General features: G+C 68.5%; 14 protein-coding genes. 10 read left to right on the top strand and 4 right to left on the bottom strand.

The window, feature by feature from the left end:
- The first annotated feature begins 180 nt into the window (after positions 1-180).
- From POL67_RS26890 to POL67_RS26870, 5 genes are all read left to right on the top strand, one after another.
- On the top strand, positions 181-1125 hold the full coding sequence (locus tag POL67_RS26890; RefSeq protein WP_271922069.1) for a class I SAM-dependent methyltransferase: 945 nt from the start codon (positions 181-183) through the stop codon (positions 1123-1125).
- 1 nt (position 1126) lies between these two features.
- Positions 1127-2284 carry a glycosyltransferase family 4 protein gene (locus tag POL67_RS26885; protein WP_271922067.1) on the top strand — a complete coding sequence of 386 codons (1158 nt, stop codon included), beginning with the start codon at positions 1127-1129 and terminating at the stop codon, positions 2282-2284.
- Positions 2285-2428: 144 nt separating this feature from the next.
- Entirely contained in the window at positions 2429-4132 is a 1704-nt protein-coding gene (locus tag POL67_RS26880) for a DUF3943 domain-containing protein (protein WP_271922065.1), read from the top strand.
- A 208-nt stretch (positions 4133-4340) separates the two neighbouring features.
- Positions 4341-4664, top strand: coding sequence for a four helix bundle protein (locus POL67_RS26875; RefSeq protein ID WP_271922063.1), 324 nt, complete (start codon positions 4341-4343; stop codon positions 4662-4664).
- Positions 4665-5150: 486 nt separating this feature from the next.
- Positions 5151-6227 carry a hypothetical protein gene (locus POL67_RS26870; protein ID WP_271922062.1) on the top strand — a complete coding sequence of 359 codons (1077 nt, stop codon included), beginning with the start codon at positions 5151-5153 and terminating at the stop codon, positions 6225-6227.
- 462 nt (positions 6228-6689) lie between these two features.
- On the opposite strand, the gene POL67_RS26865 is transcribed toward POL67_RS26870, so the two are convergent.
- The gene (locus tag POL67_RS26865; RefSeq protein WP_271922060.1) at positions 6690-7526 is read right to left on the bottom strand and encodes a lipase family protein; all 837 of its coding nucleotides are present in this window, start codon (positions 7524-7526) and stop codon (positions 6690-6692) included.
- A gap of 150 nt (positions 7527-7676) precedes the next feature.
- Here POL67_RS26865 and POL67_RS26860 point away from each other — a divergent pair, with 150 nt between their 5' ends.
- The 3 genes from POL67_RS26860 to POL67_RS26850 are packed head-to-tail and all read left to right on the top strand — an operon-like array spanning position 7677 to position 9225.
- Entirely contained in the window at positions 7677-8036 is a 360-nt protein-coding gene (locus POL67_RS26860) for a hypothetical protein (protein ID WP_271922058.1), read from the top strand.
- Positions 8037-8086: 50 nt separating this feature from the next.
- Entirely contained in the window at positions 8087-8416 is a 330-nt protein-coding gene (locus tag POL67_RS26855; RefSeq protein WP_271922057.1) for a hypothetical protein, read from the top strand.
- A 20-nt stretch (positions 8417-8436) separates the two neighbouring features.
- Positions 8437-9225, top strand: coding sequence for a tetratricopeptide repeat protein (locus POL67_RS26850; RefSeq protein ID WP_271930899.1), 789 nt, complete (start codon positions 8437-8439; stop codon positions 9223-9225).
- Between the two features lie 30 nt (positions 9226-9255).
- On the opposite strand, the gene POL67_RS26845 is transcribed toward POL67_RS26850, so the two are convergent.
- Positions 9256-10023, bottom strand: a complete 768-nt coding sequence (locus tag POL67_RS26845; RefSeq protein ID WP_271922054.1) for an AAA family ATPase — start codon at positions 10021-10023, stop codon at positions 9256-9258.
- 227 nt (positions 10024-10250) lie between these two features.
- On the opposite strand from POL67_RS26845, the gene POL67_RS26840 reads away from it, so the two are divergent.
- The gene (locus POL67_RS26840) at positions 10251-11381 is read left to right on the top strand and encodes a glycosyltransferase family 4 protein (protein WP_271930896.1); all 1131 of its coding nucleotides are present in this window, start codon (positions 10251-10253) and stop codon (positions 11379-11381) included.
- Positions 11382-11416: 35 nt separating this feature from the next.
- Positions 11417-12712, top strand: coding sequence for a glycosyltransferase (locus POL67_RS26835; protein ID WP_271922053.1), 1296 nt, complete (start codon positions 11417-11419; stop codon positions 12710-12712).
- 18 nt (positions 12713-12730) lie between these two features.
- Here the strand turns inward: POL67_RS26835 and POL67_RS26830 are convergent, their stop codons facing one another.
- Complete coding sequence (locus POL67_RS26830) at positions 12731-13861, bottom strand: hypothetical protein (protein ID WP_271922051.1); 1131 nt, start codon at positions 13859-13861, stop codon at positions 12731-12733.
- A gap of 29 nt (positions 13862-13890) precedes the next feature.
- Entirely contained in the window at positions 13891-14643 is a 753-nt protein-coding gene (locus POL67_RS26825) for a class I SAM-dependent methyltransferase (protein ID WP_271922048.1), read from the bottom strand.
- Positions 14644-14648 lie beyond the last annotated feature (5 nt).

The following is a 14648-nucleotide window of genomic DNA, read 5'->3' as shown; positions in this document are numbered from 1 at the left end:
AGTTCGGCGGGTGCGGAACGCCGCGGGGGACCACGCGGAGGGCGACGAGCAGCGCAGGCAGCATACGGTTCCCCTTCTAGGCGAAACCTCTCATCGAGACAACCGCCTCCCCTCGCCCCCCACGGCGCCCCCCCACGTCGGTTTGACGCGCTTCTCCGTTGCTGATACGTCGCCGCCCGCATGGAGGCCGTTTCCTGCATCTTCTGCGGTGACCGAGGGACGCGCCCGTACCACGCCGAGAACGGCTACGAGGCCGTCGCCTGTGACGGCTGTGGCCTCGTCTTCGTCACGCCGCGGCCCACCGAAGGCGAGATGAAGCGCCTCTACGAGGGCCAGGAGACCAAGGTCGACCTCGGCCGCCAGATCCGCAACGTCGAGCGCGCCGTCTACGAGGCGCGCCGCGCCCTCGACCTCATCGGCCGCCACGCCGCCTCCGGCCGCCTCCTCGAAATCGGCAGCGCCGCCGGGTATTTCCTCCGCGAGGCCCGCGCCCGCGGCTTCTCGCCCACCGGGATCGACATCACCGGGCCCTTCGTCCGCTACGCGACCGAGGTCCTCGGCGTCGACGTCCACGAGGGCACGCTCGGGTCGGTCGAGCTCCCGCCGGGCAGCTTCGACGTCGTCTACCACCGGAACGTCCTCTCGCACCTCGCCTACCCGCTCGACGCGTTCCGCCAGATGCACGCGCTCCTCCGCCCCGGCGGCTTGCTCGTCTTCCAGACCGGCAACGTCGCCGAGCTGCCGGGCGCGCGCTGGGCCGGCACGAACGAGCTCGATCTGCCCGATCACCTCTACCACTTCGGCGAGAAGCAGCTCCGCTTGCTCGCCGAGCGCACCGGCTTCGAGATCCTCGACGTGCAGCGTTACGCCCTCCTCCTGCACGAGCCCGCCCCGCGCGCGGCCCTGCTCCGCCTCCAGTCGCTCTTCCGCACGAAGGGCAAGCCCGCGGCGAAGGCGAAGAAGGACAAGGCCGCGCCTTTTGTCGTGCCGACCGAGGTCCCGCCGGCGCGGCTGCTCCAGGCCCTCGAGGTCTTCGTGGACGGGTACATCACCTACGACCTCGGTGCCGTGGCCGCCAAGGAGGGCCGCCGCGCCACGCTCGTCGTCGTCGCCCGGGCCCGCTGACGTGCGCCCCGCCGCGCCTCCCCGCATCGTCCTCGACGCCCGCGTCCTCCGCGGCGCGCCCGGCGGCGTCGCCACCGTCGTCGCCGCGCTCGTGGAGCACCTCCCTGCCCTCGCGCCCGACGTCCCCTTCGTCCTGCTCCGCCACCCCGACGCGCGGGGCCCGCTCTCCCGCGCCCCGAACGTCACCGAGTGGCTCGTCTCCGGCGACCCGAACCACCCGGACTCCCTGCTCCGCCTCGGCGCGTGGCTGAAAAAGCGCCTCGGCCCGGACGATCTGTTCCACGCGCCGTACCGCGTCCTGCCGCTCGGGGCGCCCCAAAAGAGCGTGCTCACGATGCACGACGTCATGCAGATCGTGTGTCCCGAGCTCGTCTTCCCGAACCCCGTGCTCCGCGTGCTCCTCGCGCCGTACTGGTCCGCCGCGATTCGCTCCTCGATCCGCCGCGCCGGCCTCATCCTCGCCGTCAGCGAGCACAGCAAAGACGACACGATCCGCGTCGATCCCTCCTCCGCGCCGCGCGTCCGCGTCACGCCCCTCGGCGTCGATCCCGTCTTCGCGCCGCTCGACGCCTCCGAAGCCCTCGCGCGCACGGAACAGCTCGTTCCCGCGGGTCGCCGGTTTTTCCTGGTCCTCGGCGGCGGCTACCCCAACAAGAACCACGCGGCCGCCGTGCTCGCGTTCGCCCGCGCCTTCACGACCGCCGACGACCTGCACCTCGTCATCATCCAGCGCGAGCGCACGTTCCCCGCGGATCTCGAATCGGCGTTGCGCGAGACGGGCCTGCTCTCGCGGGTGCACGTCCAGAGCCGTGTCGACCTTTCGGCCCTCGTGGGCCTCTACGCCCGCGCCGAGGCGTTGATCTTCCCCTCGCTGTACGAAGGTTTTGGTTTGCCCGTGCTCGAAGCCATGGCGTGTGGCTGCCCGGTCGTCTGTTCGAGCCTCACGTCGGTGCCCGAGGTCGCGGGGGATGCCGCGCTCATCCGGGATCCGCGTGATCTCGACGCGCTCGCCGGCGCGCTCCGCGCCGTCGCCAAGGACGAGGCCCTCCGGCAGGATCTCAAGGCCCGCGGCCTCTCGCGCGCGGCGCGGTTCCGCTGGGAGGACACCACCCAGCGCACGCTCGACGCCTACCGCGAGATCGCGCCCTGGATCCCCTGACGAGCGAGCTCCGCTGACCGGCCCGCGTCTTGCACTCCTCCCGTGCGAGGCGTCTTGGAGACCGACGCACGAGCGAGGCACGGGAGCAGGCAGGCGGCCGCGCGCCGTTGTCGTCGTCTTCGCGGCGCTCGCGCGCCCGCGCTCGTGACTGCGCTCGTGACGCTGCTCGCGTCGATCGTGCAGGCGGCCGACCCCGAGCCTCCGCCGCCGCTTCAGCTCGATCCGATCCCGGATCCCGTGTTCGACCCCTTCGCGAACGCCGTGCGGGTCGACCGCGCGCCTTCGCTTGGCCCTCCGCCGTTTCGGCTCTGGTTCTCGCCGGACGTCCCCTTCGGCGCGCGTGTCTTCCCGGGCCCGGGGAACACGCCTCCGCTCGTGCTCCCGGGCGCGGGTTTTTCCTGGGAGCTCGATCCCCACCCGTGGCGCGTCATGCGCGCGCCGTGCTTCCGGTATCGCCTGGCGGCAGGCGCCACGATCCTCGCCCTGATGACCTACGGCCTCACCGATTACTGGGTCCACATGAGCGACAACGTCGTCGATTGGGAGCTCTCGTGGTCGACGCCGAGTTTTTACAAGAAAGCCTGGACCCTCGAAGCCGTGCGGTTCGACACGAACAAATTCGAGACGAACACCTACACGCACCCGGCTGCGGGCACGATGACGTACCTCGCCGCGCGCGGGGCCGGGCTCGGCGCGGGCGAGTCGTTCCTGTTCTCGTTCGCGGGCTCGGTCTTGTGGGAGTACCTCGGCGAGTATCGCGAGAAGGTCAGCTTGAACGACCTCATCCTCACGCCCCAGGGTGGCTTTGCCGTCGGCGAGCCGCTCCACCAGCTCGGCCTTTTCTTCGAGCGCGGCGAGGACAACCTCGCGAACAACGTCCTTTCGCTCGTCTTTTCGCCGTTCCGGTACCTCCACCGGCGCCTCGAACCTGGGCACGCCGCGCGCGCCCAGGCGCGGGGTGATCTCGGCTTGCCCGCGGACACCTGGCATCGCTTCGACGTGCTCGTCGGCGTGAGCGCGGAGGCCGGACGGGACGGCCTGCGCTTCTCGCAACGCCGCATCGGGGTGAGCACGGAGATCATCGACGTCCCGGCGTTCGACCACCCCGGCGTGAGGACGAAGCGGCTCGATGCTGGTGACGTCACGAGCGTCCGGCTCGTCGGATCCGTCGATGATCAGGGCGTGCAGCAGCTCGACTTCGTCACGCGTGTCCTGCTCGGCGGCGTTTACGACCAGAAAGTCGCGCCCGACGGGCGCGGCGGCCGCCGCGGATACGCGATCTTTGCGGGCCCCTCCAGCGGCTTCAATTACGCGAAGCACCGGCAAGAGGGCATGGCGGAGGACAAGCTCGGCGTCGCGAACGCGCTCGGCGCCACGGTCGACCTCACGCTGCACCACGGGGACGCCCGCGCCCGCGCCAGCGTGGACGTGTACGCCGATTTCGGCGCTGTGCATTCGATGGCCGCGTCCGCGTACATCAAGGGGCGTGGCGACGCGGGCTTGAAGACCGTGGTTGCGGATAAACGTTATTACTTCGCGCTCGGCGGGACCGTCCGCCCCACGCTCTCGCTCGCATATCGACGCTTCGAGCTCGGCGCGCAGCTCACGTACGATTTTTTCGAGTCGATCGAGGGGCTGGATCGGTACCAGGAGCGGGTCACGAATGACGTTCACCTCCGGGACCGGCGCGCCGGCGAGCGCGTTTGGCTTTCGTATACGCTGCCGGGTGACAAGCAGCGGCTCGCGTGGGTCGAGGTCGAGCATCTCGATCGGTGGGGCCGTATGGGCGCGTTTCGGGCGTCGCACGCGAGCACGAAGTTTCGCGCGGGGATTACGTTTCGGTTTTGATGGGGCGCGCGGGGGCTTCCGCTTCCGCTTCCGCTTCCGCTTCCGCTTCCGCTTCCGCTTCCGCTTCCGCTTCCGCTTCCGCTTCCGCTTCCGCTTCCGCTTCCGCAGCGGGTGGGACGCGTATGCAATGGGCCTCGTCCGGGGTCGGCTAGCTTGCCCGCGTGCTCGGGCCCGGGACAAGGGTCCCCGGTCGGGGAAGGAGGAAGCAATGGCTCTCAGAATCTACAGCGTGACGATCGAAATGCTGCGGCGGTTGCGGCCGATCATCGAGAAGATCGGCAGGAAGGATGCGAATCTCGCGGAACAGCTAAGGCGCGCAGCGACCAGCGTGCCGCTCAATCTGCACGAAGGGGCGTATTCGCAGGGGCGAAACGAGCGCGCGCGGTGGCATACGGCCATGGGCTCGGCAGCAGAGGTGCGCGCGTGCTTGGATGTTGCAGAAGCGCTGGGGTACGTCGAAACAGTGGATGATGGACTGCGCGATTCGCTCGACCCTATCATCGCCACGTTGCATCGGCTGGCGCGGCGGTGAGGCGCACAGCGGGCCGTCCCTCGGTGGGCGGCCCGCGCGGGCCGCACGAATTGGATTCGGTCGTTCCTGACGTCTACCTCCTCCCGGAACACGGCTGGGATTTCCGCGGAACCTCCTCCAAGCTGCGTTGTCCGCATGCGGCCGATGAGCCGCTTCCCATTGATGTTCGCTCCGCTGGTCGTGTCCCTCGTCTGGTCCTGCGCACACGCGGACACGAACGGTTCGCAGGCCATCCTGCCCACGGCATCGAGCCCCCCCTCTTCCTCCGCGCCCCCGTCGCCTCCGAGCCCGTCGAATGCGCCGAGGGACGCGCTCGAGATCACACCCGTCGATCCAAACAGTCCCACGCAGTGGCGGATCACGAACCGGACCGACACCCCGTTGCGCCTGCACCTCGAGGGCCTCGGCTCGCTTCGCAGCCACGGATGTCACCGTCCTTTCGAGCAACAGGGAATCGACGGTCGTTGGCGCTGCATGCCAGCGAGCTTGCGTACGCAGGCGTCCGCGCGCCCGGTGCTCCAGCCCGGAGCGAACCTCACGCTCCGGATCGAGATGGATGTCTCCCAGAGGGGGACGGACGTCGTGCTGCCGCAGGGTCGCTACCGGTTCGCCGTCACCGCCGATCCGGTCGACCCGAAGGGGGCATCGTCAGGTGCGGAGACCGTGAGCCGGGCGGTCTTCACGCTCGATGGGCTCTCGGAGCAGGATGCGCGCGAGCTGGGGCGACGAGTCAGGTTCGCACAGGAGAACAACTGCACGCAAGGGACGGAACTCGCTCAGCGTGCACTCGCGTGGACAGCGCCCGCGAGCATCGCGCTCGCAGCGATGAAGTTGCCCGGCGCACCCTTGCTCCGAGCGAGATACTGGCGGCTCGTGACCGAGCGACCCGAATCGATCGACCTCGTGCGCGACGCGCTCTCCGCGACGAAGCATCAGGACTGGAGCGTCGCGGGAATCGCGGCGCACACGCTGTTGCAACGGAACGGCGAGGTGACGCACGACGTGCGCGAGGCGGCCCTCACCACGCTGGCGAACGTGCTGCGCGACGCCCGCAAGATCGATCCGGTGATCCAGGATGCGGTCGGGCTGAGCGACTGGAATCCTTCGCTCTTGGCCCATGTCCAGACGCGGATCGCACGTGGGAGTTCCACGGAACTCGCTGGGTGGGCGACGGCGCTCGCGTGCCCTCGTGTACCCTACGGACAAGAGCGAGCGCTCGCTCTCCTGGTATTCGCGATGCGCCAGCGGGCGCAGGGTCAGAGTCGCGAATTGGCTCAGTCTCTCCGGCAACGGGCCAATGACCTGGAGACGTTCCTTCGAGGCCGTCGGGACGCGATCGATCGTGATCTCGTCGTCGCGCGCTCGGGGCCGCCTCTGGAGACCGGGGAGGTGAGTCGTGCCCAGGGTTGCGGCCGCATCGGTATCGCGGAGCGACCCGATCCCATCTGTCGCGACGTGCCGATCGACGAACACGATCCACTGCTGAGGTTTCTTCACGCGCCGATGGTGTTCCGATTCGAGGCTCCCCCGTCCTCGCAGGCGCCATCGCCTCAGGGCCCGTAACCGCGCAGGCGAGACAGCATCTGCACCGAGAGCAGATTCCGCACGTTGACCTCCGCGCGGGGATCGCCTTCCGGTTTTGATTCCACCCCCCTCTCCTGTCGGAGGTGGAAGCACCTCCTGTCGGAGGTCGATCCACCTCCGACAGGAGGTGCTTCATCGACTCCCGGAGGCCCTCGTCTGCCTTGGGGAGGTCTCTCACCTCCGGGAAGACATCCACCACCTCCGACGAGAGGTCCCTCACCTCCGGAAAGAAGCCCGCAACCTCCGACGAGAGGTCCCTCACCTCCGGGAAGAAGTCCGCGACCTCCGACGAGAGGTCCCTCACCTCCGGGAAGCCGCGCTCGAACTTCGGGAAGACGTCGCAGACGTCCAGGGACGCGCCCCGGACCTCCTGCAGGAAGTCCGGGGCCTCGACGAGGAAACGCGGCTACGCGTCCTCGGCCTGCTCGCTGCTAGCAGCCTTCAACCCGACATGCACGCGTCGACATTGGGGTTGATCGGTGCCTTGGGATTGAAGATGGCGTACGAGTAGGAGCAGCAGGCGTTGTGCATGTTCGCTTCTTTCCCGTCGTACACCGCGGTGAAGTCGACCTCGGTACCCACGTGCACATAGGACCCCGCAGGGCTCTTGGGGACCGAGTCGGCGGTATTGACGAGCCGGTACGTGGTGATCTTCAGGTCCTTGTAATACCAGGCGAACGCCGCGTTTCCCACGCGAGGGCTGGCCTGGTTGTACATCTGGACCGATAGACCGAGCGAGCTTGCCAGCGGCACCGCGAGCGTAGCCAGCGCCGAGCCGAGGCTGTGGCCGGTCACCGTGAGCGTCCCCTTCAAGGACGCGAGCTCGCCTTTCAAGCTCTCGAGCAGGCCGTTATACACCGCGTAAAAACCGGCCTCGACCTGCAGGCCGCTCGAAGTGGGCGGGGTCGGCGCGGCATAGTCCGTGAGCTTGCACTCGCCGTCCATGCCGAAATCGGCCCCCGACTGAGAGCCCCGGAAGACGAGGTACTTCTTGCCCTTGTAGGTGGCAACGAAACAGAAGGGCTCCGTCTGACTGCCGCCGTACTTGAAGGTGCTCCAAATGAGCTCGCCGAACTCGACGTCCTCCACCTTGTAGAGATCGCGCGTCACGGGGCACGCGTTGTGCGGCTTCCACTTGAAATCGGCGGGCGCGGGTTTCTTCGCGGCGATCCACTGCGCACACATATCGGAGGCGACGTTGATGAGGAACGAGCAGACCTGGGCGGTCGTCAGGTCGTAGCCGTCGGGCAGGTGGATGGCGTTGTCGGACGCGGACATATTTCTTTCTCCTCTTTGGGTGAATCGGAGAGAAATTTTCGTCCACGAGGGCGGGCTGGGCCAACTACCCCGCCCGTCCGCCCGCGTCACCCCTCTTCCACCCCACCCCGACGGCCAGGTATCCTCCTCCGCAAGCGAGGGGGTGAGCTCATGAGCACGCGGGGGCGGCGGCTTGCGGGGGCGACGTTGTTCGCTACCTGCATGGCGGTGTGCGTGGTGCCGATGGGATGCGGGGCGAGCGACGAGTACGCCGCCGTGCCCGAGCCCCTGACGGAGGGGTCGCTGCCTGCGAGCACGGTCCGCGCGCTTCAAGCGTGCGTCGAGGAGCGAGCGGGGCGGCTCCAGCGCCACGCGTACGAGATCGAGTTCCAGGTGGTGCTGCGGGGCGACCGGGTCTCCGAGGTGACGCCCAAGGGCCCGCGCCTCGACGACGCCGGCCTCGAGCGGTGCATGATGGCTGCGCTGCGGACGATGGCGGACGCGGGCTACACGCCAAACCCGACGAGCTGATCTCGCGCGGCGGCTCCCTGCCAACACGAGGCCTGCTGGCGAACGTCTCGGTGATCTCGCAGTTGATCCGGCTCGTCCCGGTGGTCGTCTCGGCGTCCGGCGTGACGATCGTCGTGGGCGTCGCGGTCCTCGTCGTGGCGGCGGCCGTGTCCTTGCCGAAGGAGAGAAAGCCGACCAAGAGGGAGTGCGACAAGGAGTGGGAAGAGGCAAGGAAGAATTGCAGGGAGCAGCTGAAGCTCCCGGGCCGCAAATGGGGACGCGGCATGACGGGAGGCTACACGGACGTGGAGGAGTGTGCGAGAGGCCTCGTCTCCGAGCCTTGCAAGGGTAACGAAGTCGATCATGGAAACAACATCCCTCGGCCGGGAAGGAGATACTGATGCGTCAAGATTTGGACCGTGTGATCAGGAATATAAAATATCGTATTCGCAAGAGCGATCCGACAGGATTCGAGGATGCAGTCAGGCTCGTCGAGCAGTATCCCGAGGACCCGCACGTTTGGGACACGCTCGCGTACGCCCACAGCAGCAGCGACGACTACGTCGCCGCGATCGCAGCCATCTCGCGGGCGATAGAGCTCAACCCCAAGGACCCCGCGCTGTTCTTCGATCGAGGTGAATACGCGCTCCAAACAGGCGACCACGAGCGCGCCGTGGCCGACTTCGGCCAAGGGCTCGTCCTCTGTGACGAGCCCAGATGGGAATACTTGCGCGAGGTACTCCACTTCCTGCGCGCCGAGGCCTTCGTCCACTTGGGCAAAAAGGCCGAAGCGCTGGCCGACCTTTCGCACGTGCGGGATGATTATAGGTATTGGACGACCGAGCTCCGGTCGAAAGCAGACCTCTTGGTGATGTGCGGGGAAAGCGTTCCGCCGCTCAAAGAGAAGGAGGAGGCGCCTCTATCGTCGCCCATGCCCGAGTCTCCCGACGAAGAGGAGATCGCGCTCGGGAAGGAGCTCGGGGAGGCCGGCCTCGCGGCGGTCGACGCGGCGCTGCTCAAACAGATGACCCATCGGTACCTGAAGGCGGCGCGCATCATCGTCGATGCGCTCGACTTTGGAAGTTATCCGCTCGACGACACCCACGTCCGTCTCTTTGCCCGCCGGCTCATCGCCCTCGCGGAGGCCGGGACCATCGAAGCGCGGGGAAACCTCCTCAACCCGCGGCGCAGCGAGGTGTGCCTTCCCTAGAAGCCCTGACCCCGCCCGCCCGCCACCCGCCTACCCCTCTTCCTTGTCTTCCTCGAACAACGCCCGAAAGAACCGCTCCCGATGGAGCAAAAACTCCTTCGTGAGCCGATAATGCTCCGTCTCCTCGTACGCGACCGTCGCAATGCCGTTCTCCGAGAGCTCGTAGAGCAGCGCCTTCGGGTAGGCGAGCAGGATCGGCGAATGCGTCGCGATGATGAACTGCGCCCCTGCCTGGGCCAGGACATGCAGATGCCCGAGGAAGCGGAGCTGCCTCCCCGGCGAGAGCGCGGCTTCCGGTTCGTCGAGCAGGTACAGGCCGTCGGGGCGAAACTTCTCTTCGACGAGCGTCAGAAATGCCTCGCCATGGGATCGCTCGTGGAGCGAGCGGCCGCCGTACCACGCCTCGATGCCCAGGTGCTCGATGTGGGTGGCCACATTAAACGTGCTCTCGGCGCGGAGAAAAAATCCGTGCCGCTCGCGGCGCGCGCTCCGGACCGGACGCAAGGCCCGGTGCAGCTCGGACTCCGAGCTCTGCGTGGCGAATCGAAAGTTCTTCGAGCCCCCTTCCGCATTGAACCCGAGCAAGAGCGCGACAGCTTCGAGGATCGTGGACTTGCCCGACCCGTTCTCCCCGACGAGGAACGTCACCCTCGGATCAAACGCGAGGGTGTCGAGCGAACGAACGGCCGGGATGGTAAACGGGTAGACGTTCGTGTCCTCCACGCGGTCGCGGATCAGCGTGATCGCTCGAAGAAAACCTTCCGAAGGAGGGAGCTTGGTGGGCTTCGAGCGCTTCATGCGAACACCGGCGTAGCAGCGCGCACGGGGGAAAAACAAGCGTCCGTCGCGCACGCCGGAGGAGGACGGCGCAAGAGACCGTCCGCGTCGAACTTGCTTCGCCCTCCGCCGCGCTGGTACCGTCCCCGCGCGATGAGCCTCCTCCTGGCGCACCGGCGCGCTGTTCGTGCCGTCCGCAGGCGCATGCGCGGCGGCCTCGGGGGGCCCGAGCTCTCCGCCGGTTCGTGATGCACGTCGCCGTCGATGCCCGGTACATCTGCAAGCGGCCGAGCGGCATCGGCGCCTACGTGCGCGCCCTCGTCGACCGCCTCCCCGCCCTCGCCCCCGGAGACCGCTTCACCTTCTGGCGCCACACGAGCGTCGAGGGCCGCCTCTCGACCGCGCCGAACATCGACGAGCACCGCGCGATCGGCACCCCGAACGAGCCCTTCTCCCTGCTCTTCCCGCGCCTCTTCGGCCCCACCGACGGCGACGTTTTCCACGCGCCGCACAACATCCTCGGCCGCGGCATCCGCTCGGCCGTCGTCACCACGATCCACGACATCATGTGGCTCGACGCCCCGCACTTCGCCGAAGGATCCGCCTTCCGCCGCACCTTCCGCGTGCCCTTCTTCCGCGCGGGCCTCCACGCCTCGCTGCGCCGCTCGACCCGCATCCTCACCGTCTCGCGCGCCTCCGCCGACGCCATCGTCCGCTACGACCCCTCCGCGAAGGGCCGCGTCGTCGTCACGCACAACGCCGCCGATCCCTGGTTCGCCCCGCCGAAGGACCGGGACGCCGCCCGCGCCCGCGCCGCCCACGTGCTCGGCACAGACGCGCCCTACTTCGTCCTCGTCGGCCAAAACGCCCCCTACAAGGGGCACGCCCTCGCCCTCGAGGCCTTCGCCGCTGCCGCCACGCGCGGCGAGCGCCTCGTCCTCGTCCAGCGCCTCGACACCGGCCGCGGCCTCGACGCCCTCGCGCAGAGGCTCGGCATCAAGGGCCGCCTCGTCATCCGCCCCACGCTCCCGCGCGACGACCTCGTGGCGCTCCTCCACGGCGCCCTCGCCCTGCTCCAGCCCTCGTTCGCCGAGGGGTTCGGCATGCCCGCCCTCGAAGCGATGGCCGCAGGCTGCCCCGTGATCACCAGCGACATCGCCCCCCTCGTCGAGGTCACGGGCGACGCCGGCCTGCATTTCCCCCGCGGATCGGTCGAGGGGCTCGCGGCCGCGATGCGCCGCGTGGCGAGCGACCCCGTCCTCCGCGCCGAGCTCGCCGCCCGCGGCCCCGAGCGCGGAAAGACATTTTCGTGGGACACGACGGCCCGGACGACCCTCGACGTCTACCGCGAGGCCGCCGCACTCGGCCCCCGCCCTTGACAAGACGCCCCCGCTTCGGAGAAAGCCGTCTTCGCGTGCGCTCGTTCCTCCTCCTCGCCCCGTACTTCGCGCCCCAGGCGGCCGTCGGCGCCTATCGCTGGGTCAAGCTCGCTCGGACCCTCGTTCGTCGCGGCTTTCGCCCCGTCGTCGTCACCGGCACCTTCCCCGACGCCGCCCGTGATCCCGACCTCCTCGCCGCCGTCCCGCCCGAGGTGTCGGTGCACGACGTGTACCTCGATCCGCGCTTGCTCCAGGCGACGGACGCGCTCCGCGCCCTCTCGGCGCGCCTGCCCCGACCGAAGAAGTCCCCCGGGCCGCTCCGCCCCATCGAGGGCCTCCGGCCCTTCCAGTCCGTGACCGACCACTGGACGATCCACGCGCTTCACGGCGCTCGCGAGGCCAAGCGGATCGCCCGCCAGGAGGGCGTCTCCGCGGTCGTCGTCACAGCCGGCCCCTTCTCGGCCGTCCCTTCCGGCGTCTCGGTCGCCCGCGCGCTCGGCCTACCCCTCGTGCTCGACTTTCGCGACCCCTGGGGCCTGCACGAGTCCGGCGCCGCGCCGCCGCAGGGCGCCGCCGAGTGGGGCCGCCACCAGCTCGTCGCCGCCCTCGAACGCCGCATCCTCGCGCGCGCCGACCACGTCGTCCTGAACACGCGCCGCGCCCTCGCCGCATACCAGGAGCGTTATCCGTTCCTCGTCGGCAAATCGTCATTCGTCCGGAACCATTTCGACGCGTCGCTCTACGACCCCGCCCCCGCGTCGCCCGAGCCGCCCTCGCGGTTCACGATCCTGCACACCGGCACCTTGCGCGCCGAGACACGCGTCGACGACATCGGCCAGGCGCTCCGCCGCATCATCGACCGGGAAAAGCTCACGCCCGCGGATCTCGTCCTGCGGCAGATCGGCCGCGCCACGGCGTACGAGCACGCCGAGGTGGCTCGCATGGGGCTCTCGGACTTCGTCGAATTCGCCCCGCCCATCCCGCAGCGCGCCCTGCTCGGCGAGCTCCGCTGCGCCCACGTGCTGCTTTCCATGGTGGATCCGCGCGTCATGTTGCGGATCGCGGCGAAGACGTACGATTACATCGCCTCGGGCATGCCGATCGTCTCCATCACGGAAAACCCCGAGGTCGACGAATTGCTCGCGCACCGGCCCGACAACAAGCGCATCCGCCCCGGCGACATCGACGCGCTCGTCGCGTCCCTCTCGGCGCATTTCGAGCGATTCCGCGCGACACGCGCCCTGCCCTCCCCCGTCCCGGCGCCGAGCGAGTTCTCCTCGGAGACGGCGGCCGACAGGTTCGCCGCGGTGTTCGAGCGCCTCATGCGGTAGGCCACGCGGCCCGTTTCCTCAGAATCGACCGCCCAGGTGCGCGCCGCCGCCCGCGACGTGCCCGTGGTGCCCCACGAAGGCCGCGATCGTCGCATGGGCCCCGACGTAGGCCGTTCCCAGGTTCAGGTCGAGGCCGGACGAAGCGAAGAATTGCAAATCCGGCTCGGTCGCGTGGAGCTTGACGAAGCCGTTGTACGAGGTGTGAAGCATCGTCCCCATTCCTGCGCGGAGCCAGGGATCGAGGAGGGCGTCCGTCGACCCGTGGACCTCGGCGAAATGGATCAAGCCGAAGGAGTTGTACGTGCAATCCTCCGAGCTGTCGTCGCCGGTCGTGTAACACGTGTGGCCCGGCCGGGCGACGAACGGCAACACCACAGACCCGCCCAGCCGGAAATGCGGGACCACTTCGTACGAAACATCGACGCCGTAGGTGAACGTGGACCCGTCGCCCGCGAGCGTCCTTCGGTATTCGACGAAGGGGCCCACCTTCCACCGCTGGGGGCGGGGGCGGTGCGCGAGAGGGTAACGTTCGTCCTCGGTCTCCGGGGTCTTCGCGGGCGAACGTTTGGGGCCGTCGAACTGACCACCGATGCGCGCGCCGCCGCCCGCGAGCTGGGCCTGCTCGCCGGCGAACGCGGACGCCTCGACGTAGCCGCTCAGGAACACCGGGCCCACGTTGATGTCGAGGCCGGCGGAGGCGAAGGCCGCGATGTCGGGCAGGGTGAATTTGATCTCCAGGCCGTCGTACCGCGAGGTGTGGACGAGATGTCCGATGCCAGCGCGAATCCACGGATCGATGTTGAACCCAGGAACCGCGTGGAGCTCCGCGAAGCCGCGGAGCCCGTACGAGTTGTAGCTGCATTCGCCGAACCCGTACGAGGGGACGAAGCAATAGTCAGGCGCGGACGCCCATACCGGGAGCACCAAGGCGCCGCCGATCCGGAGGTGCGTCTTCGCCGCGTACGAGAACTCGACGCCGTGCACCATGGTGCCGCCGTTGTTCTCGAAGGCGCCTGAGAGGGTCCCAAAATGGGCGACTCGAAAGCGGGGAACGTGTGTCTTTCTGGTGGCCCGCGGCGGTTCGGCCGACGCCGCCGAGGTGATCGCCCCGGCGGCGAGGAACCCAAAGAGAAAGACGACGCTTCGCATGGCATGCCCCCGTGGAGGTCTTCACATTGTCAGATCCTCCGCGCCTCGGCCAGGAGCGTCAGCCCGCTGTCCGGTCGCCGCGCATGATCCTCGGCGAAATCCGAGATGATCTTGCCGAGCGTCCCGAGTGCCGCATACCCGATCCCGTGCAGCGGCATGAGGAAAGGCGGCAGATCGTCGAGCTTCCACGAGAGCCGCGCCAGCGCGAGCGTGAGCGGCGTCGTGAGGATGTAATGGTACCGCTCGAGCTCGAGCCCGGCCCGGCCGAGTTTTTCGCGCAGGTGGTCCACGGTATAAAAGTTGTTCACCGCGTACCTGCGCCGATGCGCCTCGCGCTCCGCGTCCGTGACCTCGGGGTTCGACAGGCTGTCGGCCGAGAGAAAAAGCCTGCCGCCGGGCCGGAGGACGCGGTTCACGTGTTCGAGCACGCGGTCCTCGTTCCGGAAATGCTCGATGACGCAGAACGAGATCACCTTGTCGAACGAGTCGCGCTCGAAGCCGAGCTCCTCGGCGTCCATGAATTGGTAGTCCGTCCGCTCGCTCCGGTGCTTGCGTTGCGCCTTGGCCAGACGTTTTTCGTGGATGTCCACGCCCACCACGTGCGCGCCCCGCGCCGCGATGCGGGCGTCGTAATACCCGTCGCCGCAGCCGATGTCGAGGACCCGCTCCCCGGGCTGCGGATCCAGCCATTGAAGCAGCGTCGAGCACTCCTCGATGCGGCGGAAATGCCAGTGGGAGAGCGTCTCCATCATCGATACCATGGGGGTCGTCGTTTCGTTCATCTCGA

Source organism: Polyangium mundeleinium (assembly GCF_028369105.1).
Lineage (GTDB): Bacteria > Myxococcota_A > Polyangia > Polyangiales > Polyangiaceae > Polyangium > Polyangium mundeleinium.
This window is presented reverse-complemented; position numbering and strand designations above follow the sequence as displayed.

Bases quoted from the DNA above. Each gene is read 5' to 3' on its own strand.
- POL67_RS26860 (WP_271922058.1), top strand. From the start codon at position 7,677: ATGAGCACGCGGGGGCGGCGGCTTGCGGGGGCGACGTTGTTCGCTACC.
- POL67_RS26825 (WP_271922048.1), bottom strand. From the start codon at position 14,643: ATGAACGAAACGACGACCCCCATGGTATCGATGATGGAGACGCTCTCC.
- POL67_RS26865 (WP_271922060.1), bottom strand. From the start codon at position 7,526: ATGTCCGCGTCCGACAACGCCATCCACCTGCCCGACGGCTACGACCTG.
- POL67_RS26830 (WP_271922051.1), bottom strand. From the start codon at position 13,861: ATGCGAAGCGTCGTCTTTCTCTTTGGGTTCCTCGCCGCCGGGGCGATC.
- POL67_RS26875 (WP_271922063.1), top strand. From the start codon at position 4,341: ATGGCTCTCAGAATCTACAGCGTGACGATCGAAATGCTGCGGCGGTTG.
- POL67_RS26845 (WP_271922054.1), bottom strand. From the start codon at position 10,023: ATGAAGCGCTCGAAGCCCACCAAGCTCCCTCCTTCGGAAGGTTTTCTT.
- POL67_RS26890 (WP_271922069.1), top strand. From the start codon at position 181: ATGGAGGCCGTTTCCTGCATCTTCTGCGGTGACCGAGGGACGCGCCCG.
- POL67_RS26840 (WP_271930896.1), top strand. From the start codon at position 10,251: ATGCACGTCGCCGTCGATGCCCGGTACATCTGCAAGCGGCCGAGCGGC.